The sequence below is a fragment of the Brevibacterium renqingii genome (assembly GCF_017808095.1).
In the GTDB taxonomy this organism is placed as follows: domain Bacteria; phylum Actinomycetota; class Actinomycetes; order Actinomycetales; family Brevibacteriaceae; genus Brevibacterium; species Brevibacterium renqingii.
Genome location: NZ_JADBHG010000006.1, coordinates 181,110 through 200,930, shown reverse-complemented (window position 1 = coordinate 200,930; position 19,821 = coordinate 181,110). Strand labels below are relative to the sequence as shown.

Genomic DNA, 19,821 nt, shown 5'->3' with positions numbered 1-19,821 from the left:
CAGTGTAGTCTCCGTCACCACCCGAGATGTTAGGGTAGCCTTCGTGCCGCGCATTCCCTCTTCCGGTTCGACCCTCCTGACCAGAGCCGCCCGTCGGCGCTTGTCGCTGTTGCTGCCCGGAGCCGTCATGCTCTCGCTGTGGCAGGTCTGCGAAGCGCTCGTTCCCGTGGCGATCGGAATCGTCGTCGACCGCGCGATCCTCCCGCTGTCTCTGCCGATGCTCATCGTGTCGATCCTCGGCATCGGAGTCCTGTTCACCGTCCTCAGCCTCGGATATCGCTTCGGTTCGCGCTTGTGCAACGCCGCCCGCGAACACGAAGCGCACGCCCTCCGCGTCGAAATCACCCATGCGGCGCTGACCTCGGCGGACCTGCCGGCCGACCGGACGTCCGGAGAAGTCCTTTCGATCGCGTCCGCCGACGCCGACACAGCAGCGATGTCCTTCCAGCAGGCCGGACGCGGCATCGCCTCGGTGCTCGGCATGATCACCGCCGCAGTCTTCCTGCTCGTCGCCGACCCGGTGACCGGCCTCGTCGTCCTCGTCGCCGTGCCCATCGGGCTGATCATCGTCGCGCTGCCCGGCCGCTCGGTGTCCGCGAAGGCCACCGCGCAGCTCGACGCCGTCGCCCGCGCCGGCCGCTCGGCTTCCGACCTCATGCACGGACTGCGCGTGATCAAGGCGATGGGAGGCGAGGACTGGGCAGTCCACCGCTACCGGCAGACCTCGGACGATGCGGCCGCCGCCGGGATCGCCACCGGCGAACGCACCGGACGGCTGGCCGGTCTGGGAGCCCTCGTGATGTCCGCGGTCCTCGCGATCGTCCTCATCGTCGCCGGCCTGCGCCTCATCGATGGACAGATGAGCGTCGGCGCGCTCATCGGCATCCTCGGCATGACCGCCTTCCTCACCGAACCCATGCGCGCCCTGGCCGAGATCGTCGGCCTCTTCGCCCAATCCCACGGCGCCGCCGAGCGGATCGCGCGGCTGCTCGCCGACATCGCCGCCGAGGCGGAACCCGAGACCCCGGAGGCGGCGGCCCCGCTGCCGACGGTGACCCTCTCCGAATCCGCCGTCATCGTCGCTGGCTGGCCGGATGGAGACGATGAAATCATCACGACATTCGGGGAGCTGACCTGCATCGTCACCGATACCGCCGAGCACGGAGCCGAACTGCTGGCGGCACTGTCGACCCACGCGCGCGGACTCGGACCCGAGACGATGATCGTCGCACCCCACGACACCGACCTGTTCGAAGGCACCATCCGCTCGAACATCACCATGGTCGTGGGAGCCGACGACCAGGTCCACACCGATGATCGGGTCACCGCCGAGGTGCTCGCAGCTTCGGGCACCGATGAACTCCTCGGCCTCGTCGACGGCGGTCTCGACCATCGGATCCAGGAACTCGGCGGAAACCTCTCCGGCGGCCAGCGTCAGCGCGTCGCCCTCGCCCGAGCCCTGAGCGCCGACCCCGCGGTCCTCGTCCTCGTCGAGCCGACCACGGCTGTCGACGCCGTCACCGAGGCCCGCATCGCACAGGGAGTCAGCAGGCTGCGCCGGGACGCGGGGCGCAGGGCCACCGTCATCCTCACAAGCTCCCCGGCCTTCCTCGCCGCGGCCGACATTGTCGTCCACGTGCCCGCGACGGGCCCGATCCTCCGCGGCCGCCACTCCGAACTCCTCGCCGGCGATGACGCAGCCGCCGCAGCTTACCGGCGGGCGGTGACCCGATGATGCACCGCACCCTGTCGATCGCCTCACGCCGTCGATCCTTCGCCCGCCTCGCCCCGCTGCTGCGCCGCCGGGCAGGTTGGATCGTCCTCCTCGCCATCGCCGGTCTGGCCAACGCCGGCGCCGGTCTCGTCGGACCGTGGGCGATCGGCCACCTCGTCGATCGGCTGCCCGCCGGTGCCGGACCCGAGGTGGTCTGGACCTGTGCCGTCGCCGTGATGGTCGCCGGCATCGTAATGGCGCTGGGCACCTGGATCGGGGCGTGGGCGCTGGCCCATATCGCCATGCCCGTCGTCGCCGAGCTGCGCACAGAGGTCGTCGATTCCGCGCTGGCGTTGGAATCCCAGCGCATCGAGGCCACCGGTACCGGCGATCTCGTATCCCGGGTCGCCGACGACTCCCGCAAGATCAGCGAGGCCGCCGCGCAGGTGCTGCCGCTCGTCGTCGAATCACTCCTCGTCGTCCTCGTCTCCGCAGCGGGACTGGCCGCGGTCGACTGGCGATTGGGCATCGTCGGCCTCGTCGCCCTGCCGATGTACTGGCTGACCCTGCGGTGGTATCTGCCGAGGTCGGAGCCCATCTACAAGGAGGAGCGCGCGGCGTTCGGCCGACGTGCCGGCCGGCTTCTGGGCGGCCTCACGGGCGCCGCGACCCTGCGCGCCTATCGTGCAGAGGGCGGAGAGATGCGCCGCATCGACGCCGCCTCCGGCCAGGCCCGAGACCTGTCGATCAACGTGTTCCGCTTCCTCACCCGCGCCTTCGGCCGCAACAACCGCGCCGAGGCCGTCGTACTCTCGCTGCTCCTCATCGCAGGCTTCGCGCTCGTGTGGTTCGGTGAGTCCACTGCCGGAGCGGTGACCACCGCGGCTCTGGTCTTCCACCGGCTGTTCAACCCCATCGGCGCACTCGTCGGACTCTTCGACCAGGTCCAGTCGGCTGGTGCGTCACTGACCCGCATGGTCGGCGTCATCGATGAGGCGCACGCGGCGCCGAGGCGGACGACCACACTGGGCGCGGTTTCCCCGTCCCTGGTTCTGAAGGACCTGTGGTTCAGCTACGACGACGACCCGGACTCTGACAATCACGTGCTCAGAGGCGTCAGCCTGCGCATCGAGCCCGGTGAGCACATCGCCGTCGTCGGCACGACAGGAGCCGGGAAGACGACGTTGGCCCGGATCGCGGCGGGTCTGTCGGCACCGACACACGGACACGCTGTGCTCATGGGAGCAGGTGCCGCCTCGGACCGGGCAGCGGAGCTGACCGCGCTGGGGGAGCCCGAACTGCGGGTACACATCGCGATGATCGCTCAGGAGGTCCACACCTTCTCCGGAACCCTGCGCGAGAACGTCTCACTGCCGCATCCGGCCGCCGCCGACGAGGCGGTCATGGCCGCCCTGGACGCGGTCGGAGCCAGGTGGGCGCGATCCCTGCCGAAGGGCCTCGACACCGAGATCGGCGAAGGCGGGGCCCGCCTGTCTGCGGTCCAGGAGCAGACGATCGCCTTGGCCAGGCTCGTCCTCGCAGATCCGGACTTCGCGATCCTCGACGAGGCGACCGCCGAGGCGGGTTCGGCCGGTGCCCATGTCCTCGAGGGCTCGGCACAGGCAGCCCTCGAGGGCCGGGGCGCGCTCATCGTCGCCCACCGGCTCAGCCAGGCCGAGAAGGCCGATCGAATCCTCGTCATGGAGCACGGGCAGGTCATCGAGGAAGGCAGCCACGACGAACTCGTCGCAGGCGGTGGCCGCTATGCCGCGCTGTGGCAGGCGTGGTCGACCTGAACCACCGTCGCGGAGAGGCCGGACTCAGCGCAGACCGAGCACCGTGGTGGCGATGGTGAAGTAGATGATGAGACCCGTGGCATCGCAGAACGTGGAGATGAACGGGTTGGAGAACACCGCCGGATCCGCTCCGACCCGCTTCGCGATGATGGGCATCAGCCCGCCGACGGTGGCGGCCATCATGCACACGGACAGCAGCGTCAGCCCGATGACCAGACCGATCTGCCAGCCGTAGACGAAGCCGGCGATGGCCAAGCCCAAGACGCCGAGCACGGAGCCGAGGACCGCGCCGACACGCAGCTCTCGCCAGATCACCCGTCCGAGATCCCGGATGCGCACCTCGCCGACGGCCAGGGCCCGGGTCACCGTCGTCGCGGCCTGGTTGCCGGTGTTGCCGCCGGTGCCGGTGAGCAGCGGGATGAACAGTGCGAGGACGACGACCTGGTCGAGCCGGTCCTCATAGACTTCGAGGACCTGGACGGTGAGGATCGCGGATATGGCGAGGACGAGCAGCCACACGATGCGGCTGCGGACCAGACGCAGGATCGTCGAGGACAGATAGGACCGGTCGAGCGGCTCCGTACCGCTGCCGCGGGCGATGTCCTCGGCGTCCTCCTCGTCGATGATGTCGAGGACATCGTCCATGGTGAGGATCCCGACGAGGCGGTCTTCCTGGTCGGTCACCGGCATGGCGATGAGTCTGTGAGAGAGGAACTCACGTGCAGCCTCCTCGCGGTCGGTCAGCGCATGCGTGCTGATCGAGTCGCGGACCATGTCGGCGACGACGGTGTCCGGGCCGACGGCGATGAGGTTGCGCAGGGACACCACTCCCCGCAGCACCCGGCCGGGGCCGACCACGGGCAGGAGATAGACGGTCTCGGGTCCGTCGATGCGGGCGCGCACGACCTCCATCGCCTCGGCCGCGGTCCAATCCTCGTGGAGACCGAGCACCTCGGGGGACATGTACCGGCCGATGGCGGACTTCGGATAGCCGAGGACCGCGGAGGTCATCGCCCGTTCCTCGGTGCTCAGCCCCTTCATCAGACGACTGACCACACTCGCCGGCAGTTCGCCGAAGAGTTCGGCACGGTCATCGGGGTCGAGGCCCTCGACGATGTCGGCGACCTCGGGCTCGCGGAGGTTGCCGATGAGTTCGGCCTGGTAGGCCGGGGGCAGATCTTCGAAGACGTCGAGAGCCTCGGCCTTCGTCAGCACCCGGAAGAGCATCGCCGACTGCAGTGGAGTCGAGGTGTGCACGAGGCGACCGATCTCCGCGCGCGGCACGTGTCGGGCCAGGGTCGCGATCTCGTCGAGGGTGCGGGAGTCGATTCTGCCGGTCAGTGCGGATTCGAGTCGGTCGGCCGCCTCGGTGCCCTCTGTCGTCTCGGCCACGAATTCCCCCTCTGCCTCGCCACGGTCTCTCCCGCAGTCCACCCTAGGCCATGGGCGGCGGACGATCTGGGCGGAGGGTCAGTCCTCCTCGTAGGAGTCGTCGATGACCTCCGGCATGCCGTCGATGACCGAGACCTCTTCGGTGCCGTCATCGGCGAGGGCATCGACGTTGAGGTCGTCACCGTCGAGCGCGGCGACCTCGGAGTCGTCATCGCCTTCGGAGACCATCTCGTCGCCGTCTCGATTTCCCTGCTCCGCGGCCGGCGACTGGTCGGTGTTGAACTCGTCCGAGAGGTCCGGCGCATTGTTCTCGTCCTCCCGACCGGCTCCTTCGAGGAGCTCGTCGTCGGCACCCTCGACGCCTGTGCCCCCGGGCCCGTCGGCGCCGGGCTCGACAGAGGCCTCGATGGGCTCGTCATCGTCGATGTCGGAGTCGACGTCGACCTGGTCGGCTTCGGCCTCGGCGGCAGAGAGTTCGGGGTCGTCCAACTCATCGGCCGTCGGCTCGTCGAGATCGGGGTCGTCGAGGATGGGGTCCTCGTCCAGTCGGTCAGCTGCGTTCGCTTCGAACTCGCTCATGATCTCTCCTTCGCTGGGCATCAGGCTCGGGCCCTCATTCTTGCACGTCGATCGGCCCCAGGCCAGATCACTTCCGGTCGAAGCGGTCCTTCCATTCCTGCCAGTCCCAACCGGCCAGGAACTTCTCACCCGCGGTGCGTCCCGAGGCGATGAGATCGTGTTTGGCGGCCGCGGACAGGTCGAAATCCGTGCTGCTGTGCCCGGTGGTGTCGACGAAGATCGTCCGCTCGGTCACCGAGGGGTCGTCGATGTGTCGGCGGTCGTGGGCGTTGAGCATCGTCGAGAGGAGAGATCGGGCGTATTCGAAGGTGCTGGCGTTGGGGCGCCATTGGGCAGCGGGAGTGCGCCGGGCCGAGAGCATGACGCCGAATGTCGGCCACCGTGCCGGTCGGGAGTCCTTGCGGTCGAAGACGTCGACGGGGAAGTTCGAGAGCAGACCGCCGTCGGCGCCGAGCACGGACGCGCCTCCGGCCGTGCTCGGCCGTGCCGGCAGCGACCGCGGGCGGAAGAAGAAGGGACTGGCCGCCGAGGCGCACACCGCCTCGGCGACGGACTGACCGTCCGCTTCGACTCCTAGGGAATCCTCGTAATCCCAGGGCAGACGCAGCATGCGACCCCGGGAGACGTCGGAGACGATGACGACGAGTCGGTAGGAGCGTTCCGGCGGGATCGCGGAGCCCGGGTCGGGCAGCCTGAGGTCGCCCCACGTGCGCACGCCCTGCTCGGCCAGCGTCTCGGCGAGGAAGTCGCGGAGCGCGTCACCGAGGTACATGCCCTTGTGGAACAGCAGGCCCTGCACCTTGCCGAGCCACGGCGTGATCCGGAAGGCGGGGGAGAGGTCCTCGAATTCGGCGAAGTCCTGCTCGAACACCCTCCGCCTCACCTCGTCGGCAGAGATCCCCGACGCCGCCAGCGCACCGACGATCGCTCCGGCCGAGGTCCCGGCGATGCGGTGGAAGTCGTACCCGGCCGCGGCCAGAGACTCTACGGCGCCGACGAGTCCGGGCAGTTTCGCCCCGCCGCCTTCGAGGACCAGATCGGTCGTGGCCATGCCCGCTCCCTTTCGCTCGTCTCCGCTTCCATTGTGGACCCGAGCCGAGGCGGCGCGAGGTGATCGTCGACGGCCGATTCAGTTCGCCTCGGTCGGCTGCCTGTTCGCACCGGTCCTGCCGGTGAAGTGGTCCATCGTCTGATTGACTCCGAGGAAGTCCATGACCTTGTCGAACGCGCGAGTCGGCAGCAGTCGCAGGCCCGGCACCAGACGCACGAGCGAGGGCATGACCAGCTGTTCGCGACCGGCTTCGATGGCGTCGAGGACGCGTGCGGCCACATCGGTCTCCTCGAGGATCGGCAGCAGGCGGGGGAACTTGGTGCGGACACCGTCGAACATGCCGGTGTTGATGTAGTAGGGGCAGAAGGCGAGCGTGCCGACCCGGCTGCCCTCGGTGCGCAGTTCGCTGCGCAGCGATTCGGTGAAGCCCACTGCCGCCCATTTGCTCGCCGAGTAGTCGGTCTGCCGGGCCACTCCGGTCAGGCCCGCAGCACTGGCGATGGTGACGACCGAGCCTCGGTCCCGTTCGAGCATTCCGGGCAGGAACGCCTTGGTCGTCCAGTACAGAGCCAGCGTATTGACGTCGAAGACGCGCCTGATCGCTGCCTCGTCGGTCTCGAGGAGCTTCTTGCCGGTGACGATGCCCGCGCAGTTGACGAGGATGTCGATCGGCCCGGTCCGTTCGGCCACGGCTTCGACCTCGTCGGAGTCGGCGACGTTGACGGCGAATGCCCGAGCTGCTGCGCCGGTGGCCGTGATCTCGGCACACACGGCGTCTCCGCTGTCGGCGGACAGATCCCAGATGATGACCTCGGCGGCACCGCGGGCCGCGGCGTCGAGGGCCATGAGTCGTCCGATTCCGCTGCCGGCTCCGGTGATGAGCACCCGTGCGTCGTCGATTTCGGTTCCACGCTTCATTCGTTTGCATCCTTGCAGTCGAGGTCGGTTCAGCGACTTTCGGGTGCGCGGCACGCCTTGCGGCGACCCACCCGAAAGTTACCTAACAGTACATCAGTATGACGTGGGTCACCGCAAGGGCGGAACCGAGGACGGCGTGGTCCCAGAGGCGCGGATCAGCTTTCGGCGATGCCTTTCTGGATGAGATCCATGACCGAGGAGTCGGCGAGCGTCGTGACGTCGCCGACCTCGCGGTTCTCGGCCACATCCTTGAGCAGGCGGCGCATGATCTTGCCCGAACGGGTCTTCGGCAGGTCGGGGACGAGCATGATCGACCGCGGCGTCGCGATCGGTCCGATCGAACTGCGCACATGGCTGCGCAGCTCGCTCACGACGTCGTCCCCGCCGTCCGCGGCGCTCTCGCGGAGGATGACGAAGGCTTCGATCGCCTGCCCGGTCATCTCGTCACGCGCCCCGACCACGGCCGCCTCGGCGACCTTCGGGTGGGCGACAAGAGCGGATTCGATCTCCGCGGTCGACATCCGGTGGCCGGAGACGTTGAGGACGTCGTCGACGCGGCCGAGGACCCAGAAATCGCCGTCCCGGTCGATCTTCGCTCCGTCACCGGCGAAGTACACCTCGGGGTACTGCGACCAATAGGTCTTCTCGAAGCGCTCCTCGTCGCCCCACAGCGTGCGCAGCATGGACGGCCACGGCTCCTTGATCACGAGATACCCGCCGTTGCCCGGTTCGACGGATCGGCCCTCGTCGTCGAAGACATCGGCGACGATGCCGGGCAGGGGGCGCATGGCCGATCCCGGTTTCGTCGAGGTCACGCCCGGCAGCGGACTGATGAGGATGCTGCCGTTCTCCGTCTGCCACCACGTGTCGACCACCGGGCAGCGGCCTCCGCCGATGTGCTCGCGGTACCACATCCAGGCCTCGGGGTTGATGGGCTCGCCCACACTGCCGAGCAGACGCAGGCTGGAGAGGTCGAACTTCGCGGGGATGTCGCGTCCCCATTTCATGAACGAGCGGATGGCCGTCGGCGCGCAGTAGAGGATGGAGACCTTGTACTTCTCGACGATCTCCCACCGGCGGCCGCGATGAGGTGTGTCGGGGGTGCCCTCATAGAGCACCGAGGTGGTCGCATTGGCCAGCGGTCCGTAGACGATATAGGAGTGACCGGTGACCCACCCGATGTCCGCCGCCGTCCAGTAGACGTCGGACTCCGGTTTGATGTCGAAGACCGTCCAGTGGGTGAAAGAGGTCCCGACGAGGTAGCCGCCCGTGGTGTGCAGGATGCCCTTGGGCTTCCCGGTCGTGCCGGAGGAGTACATGATGTAGAGCGGATGTTCGGAATCGAAGGCCTCGGGCGTGTGGGTCTCCGACTGCCGATCGACGACATCGTGCCACCACAGGTCGCGCCCTTCCTTCCAATCCACGTCCTGGCCGGTGCGGCGGACGACGAGGACATTGCGCACCTCGGGGCAGTCGACCATGGCTTCGTCGACGACGGACTTCAGGCCCGAGGGCTTGCCCTTGCGGTAGCCGCCGTCGGAGGTGATGACGAATTCGACGCCGCAGTCCTTCACTCGATCGGCGATCGCCGAGGCCGAGAATCCGCCGAAGATGACGGTGTGCGGGGCGCCGAGGCGGGCGCAGGCGAGCATGGCGAACACCGTTTCGGGGATCATCGGCATATAGATCGCGACCCGGTCGCCGGTCTTGACTCCGAGCTCCGTCAGCGCATTCGCGGCCTTGGAGACCTCGCGCAGCAGGTCGGAGTACGTGATGGTGCGGGTGTCGCCGGACTCGCCTTCGAAGTAGTAGGCGACGCGATCGCCGAGGCCGTTCTCGACATGGCGGTCGACGCAGTTGTAGGCGGCATTGAGCTTGCCTCCGACGTACCACTGGGCGTTGGGCTTGTCCGACCAGTCGAGGACCGTGTCGAACGGGGTGTCCCAGGTGATCCTCTTCGCCTGCTCCTCCCAGTAGCCGATGCGATCTGCCGCAGCCTTGTCGTATTCTTCGGCTGTCGCGTTCGCATTGGCGGCGAACTCCTCTGGGGGCGGGAAGGTCCTGTCCTCGTGGCTGAGTTCCGTGATCGTCGGATTGTTCGTCATCGTGTGCTCCTTTCGCCATGCCTCACAACGACGTGGTGCATGGATTCGAACTCCCCTTCAACCTACTCCAGTTGATGTGGATTTCAAGGGTGTCCGAGGCCAGGAGGCCGTGCGGTCAGGGCCGCTCGGGAAATCGGGGAACGACGAAGCCCCGCTCCCCAGCGAAAAACTGGGGAAGCGGGGCTTCCTTCTGGTGGCTCCGACCGGCGTCGATCCGGTGACCTTTCGATTTTCAGTCGAACGCTCTACCAACTGAGCTACAGAGCCTGGTCGCCGACACACTGCAAGTATGTCGAGAGAAACAAAGGCTCTTCCGAAGAAGAGCCTTGTGCTCCGCGACCCTGACGGGACTCGAACCCGCGACCTCCGCCGTGACAGGGCGGCGCGCTAACCAACTGCGCCACAGGGCCTTGCTGTTGTGGTTTCAGACCTTTCGATCTTACACCGTACCCCCAACGGGATTCGAACCCGTGTCGCCGCCGTGAAAGGGCGGTGTCCTAGGCCTCTAGACGATGGGGGCCTAGTTTGTCCTCGGATTCTCCGTGGGCAACGACGTTAAGCTTATCCCACCCGATTTGCCGAATGCAAAACGAGAGGGAGTGTCCTCGGTCACAGACCCGGGAGGCTGTTCTCGAGCCGCTGCCGGCCGGATGGAGGGGCTCGCGTGGGGCTAGGGTGGAGAGTATGGAGTCCCTGGGTGATGACGAGTTCGAAGCGATCCTCGACGAGGCTCTCCAGCTGCTGCCGACCGGGGTGACCGATCAGCTGGACAACGTCGCCCTGTTCGTCGAGGGCCGGCCGGAGAACGGGGACCGGCACCTGCTCGGCCTCTACGAGGGGACCCCGATCGGCGAACGCGGGATCTCGGGCCTCGAGCTGCCCGACACCATCTTCATCTATCGCGACAACCTCATCGACTTCGCCGCCGACCGTGACCATCTGCGAGACGAGATCGTCGTGACGATCGTCCACGAGATCGCTCATTTCTACGGCATCGACGATGAGCGGCTGCACGAACTCGGCTGGGGCTGAATTCGCGGTCGAGGCCCCGCTCCCGCAGGCTACCGACAGGTCACTTCGTGTGGTCGGAATTGGCGCTCGCGCCGACACTTCGCCTATTGTGGGCGGGTAAACCATCAGCACCGATACAACAATTCCGTCCGTATCGACGCGGGAACACGGGATCGCCGACGGTCCTGGGCAGCAGCGCCCATTGTGTCCTGCGAACTTGCGGGCAGGAGGCACTACCCCCTTATGACAGTTGCATCCAAACCCACAGGCGTGGCTACCCCGGCCGTGCGAGTGCTCAACCTGGCAGGCATCGATTACAGTCTGCGCAGCTTCGATCATGACCCTTCCACTCGCCGCTACGGCTCGGAGGCCGCCGACAAGCTCGGCGTCAGCTCGGACCAGGTATTCAAGACCCTGATGATCCAGGTCGACGGCTCTCCCGTGACCGCGCTCGTCCCGGTCTCCGGACAGCTCGATCTCAAGGGCCTGGCCTCCGCGCGCGGAGCGAAGAAGGCCCAGCTGGCAGGTGTGGCCGAGACCGAGCGTCGGACCGGGTACCCCGTCGGGGGAGTCTCCCCCTTCGGGCAGCGCCACGCCGTGCCCGTCGTCATCGACCGCACCGCCCTCGATCATTCCGCTGTGTTCGTCTCGGCCGGCCGACGCGGCCTCGAGATCGAGATCCGTCCCGAGGACCTCGTCATGCTCACCAATGCGCAGGTGGCCAAGATCGCCACACTCGACTGAGTCGCGGCTTCGCCGCACGATGGAGCCTGCGGCTCACACCCATTCGACCTCACCGACGGCCGGCTCTGCCTGCCCGGCGGTGAGGTCGGCGTACATCTCGAGGGCCGCGTCCACCTCGGCGAGGGGCACGAGGACGTCGAGTCCCACCTCACCGCCGTATTCGGCTCGTGTCGTCCAGCCCCGATTGCCGGCCGCCCGCTCGAGGGCGTTGGCCTGGGCGTAGTCCACATCCGCCCGCACCGGCACGAGTTCGTGCCGAGTGATGATCCGTGCCCGCTCCACCGCCTCCGAGGCGGCCTGCCCGTAGGCGCGCACGAGTCCGCCCGCGCCCAGCAGGGTGCCGCCGAAGTACCTGGTCACGACCGCGACGACATAGGTCAGCTGGTGTCCGGAGACGACGTCGAGGATCGGGGCGCCGGCGGTCCCGGCCGGTTCGCCGTCGTCGCTGAAGCGCTGCGTGCGCGAATCCGGGTCGAGGACGAACGCTGAGCAGTGGTGTCGGGCCTTCGGACGCACGGCGCGACAGTCTGCGATGACCGCGCGGGCCTCGCCCTCGTCGGCGGCGGGGGAGAGGCGGGCGAGGAAGCGGGACTTCTTGATCTCGATCTCGGCCTCGACACTGGTGGCGATGGTCCGGTACGACATGCTCGTCACTGTAGTCGAATCTGTTCTACGATGAGCTGACAGGCGCGGATCTCACGCTCCGCCAGCCCCTCCTCGGCGAAAGGGTGACAATGGTGCACCAGCTCAGCGATGTCGATCTCGCAGCGATCAAGGACGAAGCCGCCCGAGCCCACGAGCTCGACCGCGCGCACGTCTTCCACTCCTGGTCGGCGCAGCGTCTCATCGATCCTCCGACCGTGGTCAGAGCCCAGGGGTCGACGATCGTCGACGGTGACGGGCAGGAGTTCCTCGACTTCTCCTCCCAGCTGGTGAACACGAACATCGGTCACCAGCACCCGGCCGTCGTCGCCGCGATCAAGGACCAGGCCGATCTGCTGTGCACGATCAGCCCGGCCACTGCCAATGCCGCCCGCTCGGAGGCCGCCCGGCTCATCACCGATCGCACGCCGGCGGGACTGGACCGCGTGTTCTTCACCAACGGCGGGGCCGATGCGAACGAGCACGCCATCCGCATGGCCCGCCTGCACACCGGCCGGACCAAGGTGCTCTCACGCTACCGGTCGTATCACGGCGGAACCCAGACGGCCGTCAACGTCACCGGCGATCCCCGCCGCTGGGAGAACGAACACGGAGATGCCGGCGTCGTCCATTTCTTCGGCCCCTTCCTCTACCGGTCCGAGTTCCACGCCGCCACCGAGGCGGAGGAGACCGAACGCGCGCTTCACCACCTCGAACGGACCATCCAGTTGGAGGGTCCGGCGACGATCGCGGCGATCATCCTCGAATCCATTCCCGGCACTGCCGGCATCATGGTTCCCAGCCCCGAATACATGCAGGGCGTGCGGGCACTGGCCGATGAGTACGGGATCGTCCTCATCGCCGATGAGGTGATGGCCGGATTCGGGCGGTCGGGCAAGTGGTTCGCCTTCGAGCACTTCGACATCGTCCCCGACCTCATCACCTTCGCCAAGGGGGTGAACTCCGGATATGTGCCGCTGGGCGGTGTGGTCATCAGCGACGCGATCTTCGAGACCTTCGCCGAGCGCGTCTACCCCGGCGGGCTGACCTATTCGGGCCATCCCCTGGCCTGCGCGGCCGCCGTCGCCACGATCAACGCGATGGCTGATGAAGGGATGATCGAGCACGCCGCCCGCATCGGCGAGACCATCATCGGGCCCCGGCTGCGGCAGATCGCAGAGAACTCGAAGCACGTCGGGGAAGTCCGCGGCACGGGTGCGTTCTGGGCGATCGAACTCGTCTGGGACAAGGAGACGAAGGAGCCGCTGGCTCCCTACGGCGGCGGATCGCCCGAGGTCGCCTCGGTCGTCGCGGCACTCAAGGAGCACGGCGTCGTGCCGTTCAACAACTACCACCGACTGCACGTGGTCCCGCCGATCAACATCAGCGAGGAGGACCTCGAACGCGGACTCGGAATCTTCGAGAAGGTGCTCACCGACCTCGACTTCTCCCGCTGACCCCGCGGGGTCAGCGGGCGTCGTGGGTGAAGTTGCCGCCGAGGACGGTGGCGCGGATCGGGATCTGTGAGATCTCGGTCGGGCCCACCTGCCCGGGGTGGGTGTCGAGGGCGACGAAGTCTGCGAGCTTCCCGCGGCTCAGCGTGCCCTTGTCCGCGCCCTGGCCCGAGGCCGCGGCGGCGTTCACGGTGTAGGCCGCGAGAGCCTCGTCGGCGGTGAGGCGCTCGGCGGCCGAGCCCATGACGTCGCCGTCACGGGTGGCGCGGGTGACGAAGGCTTCGATCCCGCGCAGCACATTGCCGTCGGCACAGGGCCGATCCGAGCTGCCGGCGAGCAGGACACCGGCGTCGAGGAAGGACTTGGCCCGGTAGAGCAGATGTCGGCGCTGCGGTCCCAGGGAAGCATTCATGCCGTCGCCGATGCCCTCGGCGAAGGCCGACTGCGGGGTCACGACGATGCCGTTCTCGGCCAGCGTGGCCAGGTGCTCGTCATGGACCATGGCGGCATGTTCGATCCGGTTGGGCACCGCGCGGCGGCCGAACCGTTTCTGCGCATCGACGATGTTGGCCACCGCCGCGTCGACGGCGGCATCGCCGATCGCATGCACGGCGACCGACCAGCCCGAGGCGTAGGTGTCGAGGATCTGCTGCCGCAGCACCTCGGCGTCGGCCTGGAGATAGCCGGGATGGTCCTTGCCCGCATAGTTCTCCCGCAGCGCCGCGGTCTCGCCGGACAGGGCCCCGTCCATGAAGAACTTCACCGGGCCGATCGAGATGAGATCATCGCCGAGGCCGGTGCGCAGTCCCGCATCGAGACCGATGCCGAATCCGTCGGCCGAGTTCGCCGCGATCGTGTGCAGTCCATCGGCCTGCGGCATCAGCTGGGCCCGGGCTCGCAGCCGGCCCTCTTCGCGGGCACGCAGATAGGCGCTGATCTCGATGGGGGAGTGGCCGATCCACCCGTAGGCGATGCCGCACTCGCCGAAGGAGGTGATGCCCTCCTTCGCATAGTAGGCCGTGGCGAGGTCGATCGCCTCGACGAGGGTGTCGAGGGAGTAGGGACGGATGAGGTCCTGGACGAGCGCCTGCGCGGTCTCCTCGAGCAGACCGGTCGGGTGGCCGGCCGGGTCGGTGACGACCTTGCCGCCGACCGGTTCGGTGAAACCGGGGTCCAGGATGCCGGCCCGGCGCATCGCCTCGGTGTTGACGATCGCGGCGTGGCCGGAGGTCTGGCGCATGAACAGCGGGCGGTCGCCGGTGATCTCGTCGAGGCGGGCCAGCTCGGGGTACTGACCGTCGTAGTCGCGATGGGCGTATCCGGTGGCGTTGATCCACTCCCCGGCCGGCGTCGCGGCCGCCGCCTCCTCGAGCGCGGAGTAGACGTCGGGCAGCCCGCCCGGCAGCGCCGTGACATCGACGGAGGCCAGAGTCAGACCGAACCAGGCGGTGTGGCAGTGGGCGTCGGTGAAGCCCGGCAGCACCGTCGCCCCGCCCAGCGATTCGATCCGGTCGGCATCGACGCCGTCGAGGTCCTCGTCGAAGCCGATGATTCGGCCGTTGAAGACCCCGATCCTGCTGGCCCTCGGCCGCTCGGGGTCGAGGGTGTGGGCATCGAGGTCGGTGAAGATCGCGTCGATTCTCATGAGGCCACCTTAGTCAGGACGGTTCATGCCCGGGGCAGGCGGGCGCCGCGGATGCTCGGATCGGTGAGGCAGTGGACGAGGGACAGGCCCTTGTGCGCCAGCGCCCGGTCGAACGCCTCCCGGAAGTCGGCGGTCCTCTCGACCCGGATTCCGAGTCCGCCGAAGGCCGTGGCCATGGCTGCGAAGTCCGGATTCTGCAGCGCCGTGGCCGGGGCCCGACCCGGGTACTCACGATCCTGATGGCCGCGGATCGTGCCGTAGACCGAATTGTCGTTGATGACGATGGTGATGTCGGCACCGTACTGAGCCGCGGTGGCCATCTCCTGACCGTTCATGAGGAAGTCGCCGTCGCCGGCGATGCAGAACACGGGCCGTTCGGGATGGACGAGACCGGCGGCGACCGCGGCCGGCAGCCCGAAGCCCATCGAGCCGTTGCGCGGTCCCAGCGCCGAGGGGAACCCGTGGGTGGGCAGGAACCGGGTCGCCCAGCCGGAGAAGTTCCCGGCCCCGTAGGTGATGATCGCATCACTCGGCAGCAGCTGCCTGACGTGCACGAACGCCTCGTCCATATCGACGAAGCGATCGCTGGAATCGGGTCCGGGGACCTGCGGAGCCCGCCAGTCGTCGAGTTCGGCCCGGGCCTCGCGCACCCATTCGGGCAGCGGCACCGCATGGCCGGCCGCCTCGGAGAGGGTGTCGCCGAGCGGCGGTTCGTCGATCGATCCGTCGGAGGAGACCGAATAGGTCCGCGACCCGTCCTCGGTGAACAGGGATTGGGCGAACCGGTTCACCGAGGTCACGATGTGCTGGTCGAGACGGCCGAAGTGTCCGTGAGCATCGGCGTCGGGGCCGATGACGACGGTGCGCTGATCGGTGCCGAGGGTGAACCCGGCTGTGGCCACATCGGTGCGGACGCAGCCGAGGAAGATGTGCAGGTCCGCCTCGTCGAGGACCCGCTTGGCCACCGGGGCCGCACCGTAGCCGAGGATGCCGAGGAAGTTCGGGCTGTCGTGATCGATGCCGTCATAGGCGCGGAACGTCCCGAGCACCCCGAGACCGCGATCGCGAGACCATTGGGCGATGCGTTTGGACGTCGACGGCGACCAGTCCTCACCGCCGATGATGAGGACGGGTCGGTCGGCGGCGGTGATGCGTGCCCGCAGCTCCGTGACATCCCCGGCGTAGGGCGACGCCGAACCGAGCACGCGCGGCGGCAGCACGGTCCCGGCGCTGGCACGGACCAGCACTTCCTCGGGCAAACCGACGACGACGGGGCCCGGCCGGCCGGATACGGCGGTGTGCATGGCGTCGACGACGACCTCGGCGGCTTTGTCGGGGTCGTCGAGGGTGAGCACTTTCTTCGTCGTCGTGGAGAACCAGCCGTTGAGGTCGAACTCCTGGAAGGACTCCCGGCCGCGATGGTCGGTGGGGATGAGGCCGACGAACACGACGAGCGGGGTGGCGTCCTGAAAAGCGGTGTGGATGCCGACCATGACGTTCGAGGCGCCGGGGCCGCGGGTGACCATGGCGATGCCGGGCACCCCGGTCATCCGCCCTTCGGCCACGGCCATATAGGCCGCCCCGCCCTCCTGCCGGCAGACGATCGGGGCGATGGACGAATCATGGAGGCCGTCCATGACGTCGAGGTAGGACTCACCGGGCACCAGATAGGCGCGGCGGACCCCGTGGGCTTCGAGCTCCTCGACGATGAGATGGCCGGCGGAAAGCGACGCGGAAGTGTCCATACCCCATGCTTATCATTCTTTTGTCTCATGTGGTCCCCGCCGGGCGCATCGAACAGTGTGAGGTCGTATGATCTTGCAACAACGGAATCAGTGCGGCGCTCCCGCCTGAGCCCGTGAGCAGGAATCGTCGTCAGTCGGCGACGAATGACTACTGACAGCCAGGAGGCTCACGCATGACCGGCATCGACTCCGACCATCCATCGGCGCAGGCGATCGGAATCACCGAAGCCGATGCCGTCGCCAGGCGAGGTCGAGCGGGATTCCAGTCGACGCCGCGCAAGGCCAACCTCGAACGGGACCCGGGCATGCCCGCGAGCACCTGGCGGCTGCGCTCGGACGCCTGGGAGTATCTGAAGTTCGCGATCAAGCGTCTGGCTGCCAGCGGCGGGGACTTCTCGATGATCGCCGAGGACGGCGAGGTCTGGCGGTCCCTGCGCTCGCTGCGGACCATGGAGCTCTACTGGGGCGGCTTCGGTCAGCGCTATGTCGAGGAGATCACGGACCTGCTCTCGAACGGCGAATTCGACCGGGCCCATGACATGATCACCCGGGCGGTCAACCGACTGCGCGGGACCACCGTGCCCGACACCGGTGAGGACGAGCTGACCGAGGACGAGCGCGCCGAACTCAAGGACCGGCAGGACACCCGCCCCCGCTTCGAGGTGCTCATCGTCGACGAGACCACCGAAGGCGGCCGCGACGAGCTGCACTCCGACCTGCTCAAGCTGCGCAACCCCTCCGACCAGTTCATCTACGACTACGTCGTCGTCCCGACCGCCGACGACGCCGTCGCCGCGGCGCTGACGAACCCGAACCTGCTCGCCTGCGTCATCCGGCCGGGCTTCACCGACCGCACGCGCGAGGTCCTCAGCCGCGATCTGCGCGATGCCGTGGAGTTCGCGCACCGGTCGACGAAGGAAGCGCCGACGGGCCCGATGAGTCCGCTCAACTCGGTCCGTCGGGTGCTCCGGCTGGCCGACACATTGGCGGGTCTGCGCCCGGAACTCGACCTCTACCTCATGGCCGGTGCGCACATCGAAAGCCTCGCCGGGGCCCTGACCCACCGGTTCCGCCGTGTGTTCCGCCGCGAAGACCAGTTCGAACTGCACCTGTCGCTGCTGCGTCGCGCCCAGCACCTCTACGACACCCCGTTCTTCGACGCGATCCGCGAACACGCCCGCCGTCCGGCCGGAGTCTTCCATGCCCTCCCGGTCTCCCGCGGAGGCTCTGTCGTCGGTTCGAAGTGGATCGGCGACTTCGTCGACTTCTACGGACTCAACCTGCTACTCGCCGAATCCAGCGCCACCTCCGGCGAGCTCGATTCCCTGCTCGCCCCGGTGAACACGCTGAAGAAGGCGCAGCTGCTGGCCGCCCGCGCCTTCGGCGCCAAACGCACCTACTTCGTCACGAACGGCACCTCGACGGCGAACAAGATCGTCCACCAGGCCGTCGTCGCCCCCGACGAGGTCGTCATGGTCGACCGCAACTGCCACAAGTCGCACCATCACGCACTCATGCTCACCGGCGCCCGCACCGCCTACCTCGAGGCCTACCCGCTCAACGACGTCGCTTTCTACGGGGCGGTGCCGCTCAGCCGGATCAAGCAGCTCCTGCTCGACTACCGGGCTGCCGGCCGCCTCGACGAGGTGCGGATGGTCACTCTGACCAACTGCACCTTCGACGGGATCGTCTACGACGCGTACAAGGTCATGGCCGAGTGCCTGGCCATCAAACCCGACCTCGTCTTCCTCTGGGACGAGGCCTGGTTCGCCTTCGCCCGATTCCACCCGGTCACGCGCAAGCGCACGGCCATGTACGCGGCCGAACGCCTCGAGGACACCCTGTCCACCGACGCCCACGCCGCGGCCTACCGGGAGCAGCAGAAGCGCCTCTTCGATCCCGAGACCGGTCAGCCCGCTCCCGACGAGGTGTGGCTGGCTGAGGATCTGCTGCCGCCGCCGGACGCCACGATCCGGGTGTATGCGACCCAGTCGACCCACAAGACGCTGACCGCTCTGCGGCAGGGATCGATGATCCACGTCTACGACCAGGAGTTCGCCTCCGGTGCGGAGGAGGCCTTCCACGAGGCGTACATGACGCACACCTCGACATCTCCGAACTACCAGATCCTGGCCTCCCTCGATCTCGGTCGCAGGCAGGTCGAGATGGAGGGCTTCGCGCTCGTGCAGAAGCAGCTCGATCTGGCGATGAGCCTGTCCGCGGCGATCGCGCGGCACCCGCTGCTGAAGAAGACGTTCAAGGTGCTCACCGCCGCGGACCTGATCCCCGCCGACTACCGGGTCACCGACCGGACGATGCCGCTGCGCGACGGTCTGGCGACGATGTGGAACGCCTGGGTGACGGACGAATTCGTCGTCGACCCCAGCCGCATCACCGTCGAGATCTCCGGCACCGGCGTCGACGGAGATACGTTCAAGCACGAGCACCTCATGGACCGCTACGGCATCCAGGTGAATAAGACGAGCCGCAACACCGTGCTGTTCATGACGAACATCGGCACTTCCCGGTCGGCCGTGGCCTACCTCATCGAGGTCCTCGTCAAACTGGCGGGGAGGTTCAACGACCCGCACGAACAGCAGGAGCAGGACGCCTTGAGCGAGCCCGCCGCGGTGATGCCACCGCTGCCGGACTTCAGCGCCTTCGCGCCCGAATACGCCGCCGAGGTGCCCGCCGACGATCCGTCCAAGCAGCTTCCCGACGGTGACCTGCGCACCGCCTACTATGCCGGTCTGCGGCGGCAGAACATCGAGCACGTCCTCCCGCACGAGCTGCGCCGCCGCGTCGAGAACGGTGAGCGGCCGGTCTCGGCCGGGTTCGTCACCCCGTACCCGCCGGGCTTCCCCGTGCTCGTGCCCGGCCAGATCATCACCGCCGAGGTCCTCGACTTCATGTCGGCACTCGACACCCGCGAGATCCACGGATACGAGGCCAAGCTGGGCTACCGAGTGATCCTGCCGCAGGAGTAGCGCCCGCCCCGAACCTTCGCCGAGCGGACCACTCAGCG

The 19,821-nt window shown here is 67.8% G+C and carries 14 protein-coding genes and 3 tRNA genes; 6 read left to right on the top strand and 11 right to left on the bottom strand.

Annotation, left to right across the window (positions count from 1 at the left end):
• Positions 1-43 precede the first annotated feature (43 nt).
• Together IIE29_RS12765 and IIE29_RS12760 are read left to right on the top strand one after the other, a co-directional pair.
• Entirely contained in the window at positions 44-1,735 is a 1,692-nt protein-coding gene (locus IIE29_RS12765) for an ABC transporter transmembrane domain-containing protein (RefSeq protein WP_343071897.1), read from the top strand.
• Complete coding sequence (locus IIE29_RS12760) at positions 1,732-3,510, top strand: ABC transporter ATP-binding protein (RefSeq protein ID WP_209325676.1); 1,779 nt, start codon at positions 1,732-1,734, stop codon at positions 3,508-3,510. Before IIE29_RS12765 ends, IIE29_RS12760 begins: the two co-directional genes overlap by 4 nt.
• 24 nt (positions 3,511-3,534) lie before the next feature.
• Here the strand turns inward: IIE29_RS12760 and mgtE are convergent, their stop codons facing one another.
• From mgtE to IIE29_RS12720, 8 genes are all read right to left on the bottom strand, one after another.
• Positions 3,535-4,902: a magnesium transporter gene (mgtE, locus tag IIE29_RS12755; RefSeq protein WP_209325675.1), complete on the bottom strand. Its 1,368-nt coding sequence runs from the start codon at positions 4,900-4,902 to the stop codon at positions 3,535-3,537.
• Positions 4,903-4,980: 78 nt separating this feature from the next.
• On the bottom strand, positions 4,981-5,481 hold the full coding sequence (locus IIE29_RS12750; RefSeq protein WP_209325674.1) for a hypothetical protein: 501 nt from the start codon (positions 5,479-5,481) through the stop codon (positions 4,981-4,983).
• A 67-nt stretch (positions 5,482-5,548) separates the two neighbouring features.
• Complete coding sequence (locus tag IIE29_RS12745; protein WP_209325673.1) at positions 5,549-6,532, bottom strand: patatin-like phospholipase family protein; 984 nt, start codon at positions 6,530-6,532, stop codon at positions 5,549-5,551.
• 78 nt (positions 6,533-6,610) lie between these two features.
• Positions 6,611-7,450 (bottom strand): SDR family oxidoreductase, encoded by an 840-nt coding sequence (locus IIE29_RS12740; protein WP_209325672.1) that lies wholly within the window; start codon positions 7,448-7,450, stop codon positions 6,611-6,613.
• Positions 7,451-7,605: 155 nt separating this feature from the next.
• Positions 7,606-9,555, bottom strand: coding sequence for an acetate--CoA ligase (gene acs, locus IIE29_RS12735; RefSeq protein WP_209325671.1), 1,950 nt, complete (start codon positions 9,553-9,555; stop codon positions 7,606-7,608).
• Between the two features lie 191 nt (positions 9,556-9,746).
• Positions 9,747-9,822, bottom strand: a tRNA-Phe gene (locus tag IIE29_RS12730).
• A 69-nt stretch (positions 9,823-9,891) separates the two neighbouring features.
• Positions 9,892-9,965, bottom strand: a tRNA-Asp gene (locus IIE29_RS12725).
• Positions 9,966-10,002: 37 nt separating this feature from the next.
• Positions 10,003-10,075, bottom strand: a tRNA-Glu gene (locus tag IIE29_RS12720).
• Between the two features lie 164 nt (positions 10,076-10,239).
• Here IIE29_RS12720 and IIE29_RS12715 point away from each other — a divergent pair.
• Together IIE29_RS12715 and ybaK are read left to right on the top strand one after the other, a co-directional pair.
• Entirely contained in the window at positions 10,240-10,587 is a 348-nt protein-coding gene (locus tag IIE29_RS12715) for a metallopeptidase family protein (protein WP_209325670.1), read from the top strand.
• Positions 10,588-10,809: 222 nt separating this feature from the next.
• Positions 10,810-11,310, top strand: coding sequence for a Cys-tRNA(Pro) deacylase (gene ybaK, locus IIE29_RS12710; RefSeq protein ID WP_209325669.1), 501 nt, complete (start codon positions 10,810-10,812; stop codon positions 11,308-11,310).
• A 33-nt stretch (positions 11,311-11,343) separates the two neighbouring features.
• Here ybaK and IIE29_RS12705 read toward each other — a convergent pair whose 3' ends face one another.
• Positions 11,344-11,955 carry an IMPACT family protein gene (locus tag IIE29_RS12705; protein WP_209325668.1) on the bottom strand — a complete coding sequence of 204 codons (612 nt, stop codon included), beginning with the start codon at positions 11,953-11,955 and terminating at the stop codon, positions 11,344-11,346.
• A gap of 89 nt (positions 11,956-12,044) precedes the next feature.
• Between IIE29_RS12705 and IIE29_RS12700 the strand changes: the two genes are divergently transcribed.
• Positions 12,045-13,409 (top strand): aspartate aminotransferase family protein, encoded by a 1,365-nt coding sequence (locus IIE29_RS12700; protein ID WP_209325667.1) that lies wholly within the window; start codon positions 12,045-12,047, stop codon positions 13,407-13,409.
• A 10-nt stretch (positions 13,410-13,419) separates the two neighbouring features.
• Here IIE29_RS12700 and IIE29_RS12695 read toward each other — a convergent pair whose 3' ends face one another.
• Together IIE29_RS12695 and IIE29_RS12690 are read right to left on the bottom strand one after the other, a co-directional pair.
• The gene (locus IIE29_RS12695; RefSeq protein ID WP_209325666.1) at positions 13,420-15,051 is read right to left on the bottom strand and encodes an amidohydrolase; all 1,632 of its coding nucleotides are present in this window, start codon (positions 15,049-15,051) and stop codon (positions 13,420-13,422) included.
• A 23-nt stretch (positions 15,052-15,074) separates the two neighbouring features.
• Complete coding sequence (locus tag IIE29_RS12690) at positions 15,075-16,796, bottom strand: thiamine pyrophosphate-dependent enzyme (protein ID WP_209325665.1); 1,722 nt, start codon at positions 16,794-16,796, stop codon at positions 15,075-15,077.
• Between the two features lie 173 nt (positions 16,797-16,969).
• Here IIE29_RS12690 and IIE29_RS12685 point away from each other — a divergent pair, with 173 nt between their 5' ends.
• Positions 16,970-19,783, top strand: coding sequence for an aminotransferase class I/II-fold pyridoxal phosphate-dependent enzyme (locus IIE29_RS12685; protein WP_209325664.1), 2,814 nt, complete (start codon positions 16,970-16,972; stop codon positions 19,781-19,783).
• Positions 19,784-19,821 lie beyond the last annotated feature (38 nt).

Excerpts from the sequence above, each read along its gene's own strand:
- IIE29_RS12760 (WP_209325676.1), top strand. The coding sequence starts at position 1,732 with ATGATGCACCGCACCCTGTCGATCGCCTCACGCCGTCGATCCTTCGCC.
- IIE29_RS12750 (WP_209325674.1), bottom strand. The coding sequence starts at position 5,481 with ATGAGCGAGTTCGAAGCGAACGCAGCTGACCGACTGGACGAGGACCCC.
- IIE29_RS12745 (WP_209325673.1), bottom strand. The coding sequence starts at position 6,532 with ATGGCCACGACCGATCTGGTCCTCGAAGGCGGCGGGGCGAAACTGCCC.
- IIE29_RS12740 (WP_209325672.1), bottom strand. The coding sequence starts at position 7,450 with ATGAAGCGTGGAACCGAAATCGACGACGCACGGGTGCTCATCACCGGA.
- acs (WP_209325671.1), bottom strand. The coding sequence starts at position 9,555 with ATGACGAACAATCCGACGATCACGGAACTCAGCCACGAGGACAGGACC.
- IIE29_RS12715 (WP_209325670.1), top strand. The coding sequence starts at position 10,240 with ATGGAGTCCCTGGGTGATGACGAGTTCGAAGCGATCCTCGACGAGGCT.
- ybaK (WP_209325669.1), top strand. The coding sequence starts at position 10,810 with ATGACAGTTGCATCCAAACCCACAGGCGTGGCTACCCCGGCCGTGCGA.
- IIE29_RS12705 (WP_209325668.1), bottom strand. The coding sequence starts at position 11,955 with ATGTCGTACCGGACCATCGCCACCAGTGTCGAGGCCGAGATCGAGATC.
- IIE29_RS12700 (WP_209325667.1), top strand. The coding sequence starts at position 12,045 with ATGGTGCACCAGCTCAGCGATGTCGATCTCGCAGCGATCAAGGACGAA.
- IIE29_RS12695 (WP_209325666.1), bottom strand. The coding sequence starts at position 15,051 with ATGAGAATCGACGCGATCTTCACCGACCTCGATGCCCACACCCTCGAC.
- IIE29_RS12690 (WP_209325665.1), bottom strand. The coding sequence starts at position 16,796 with ATGGACACTTCCGCGTCGCTTTCCGCCGGCCATCTCATCGTCGAGGAG.
- IIE29_RS12685 (WP_209325664.1), top strand. The coding sequence starts at position 16,970 with ATGACCGGCATCGACTCCGACCATCCATCGGCGCAGGCGATCGGAATC.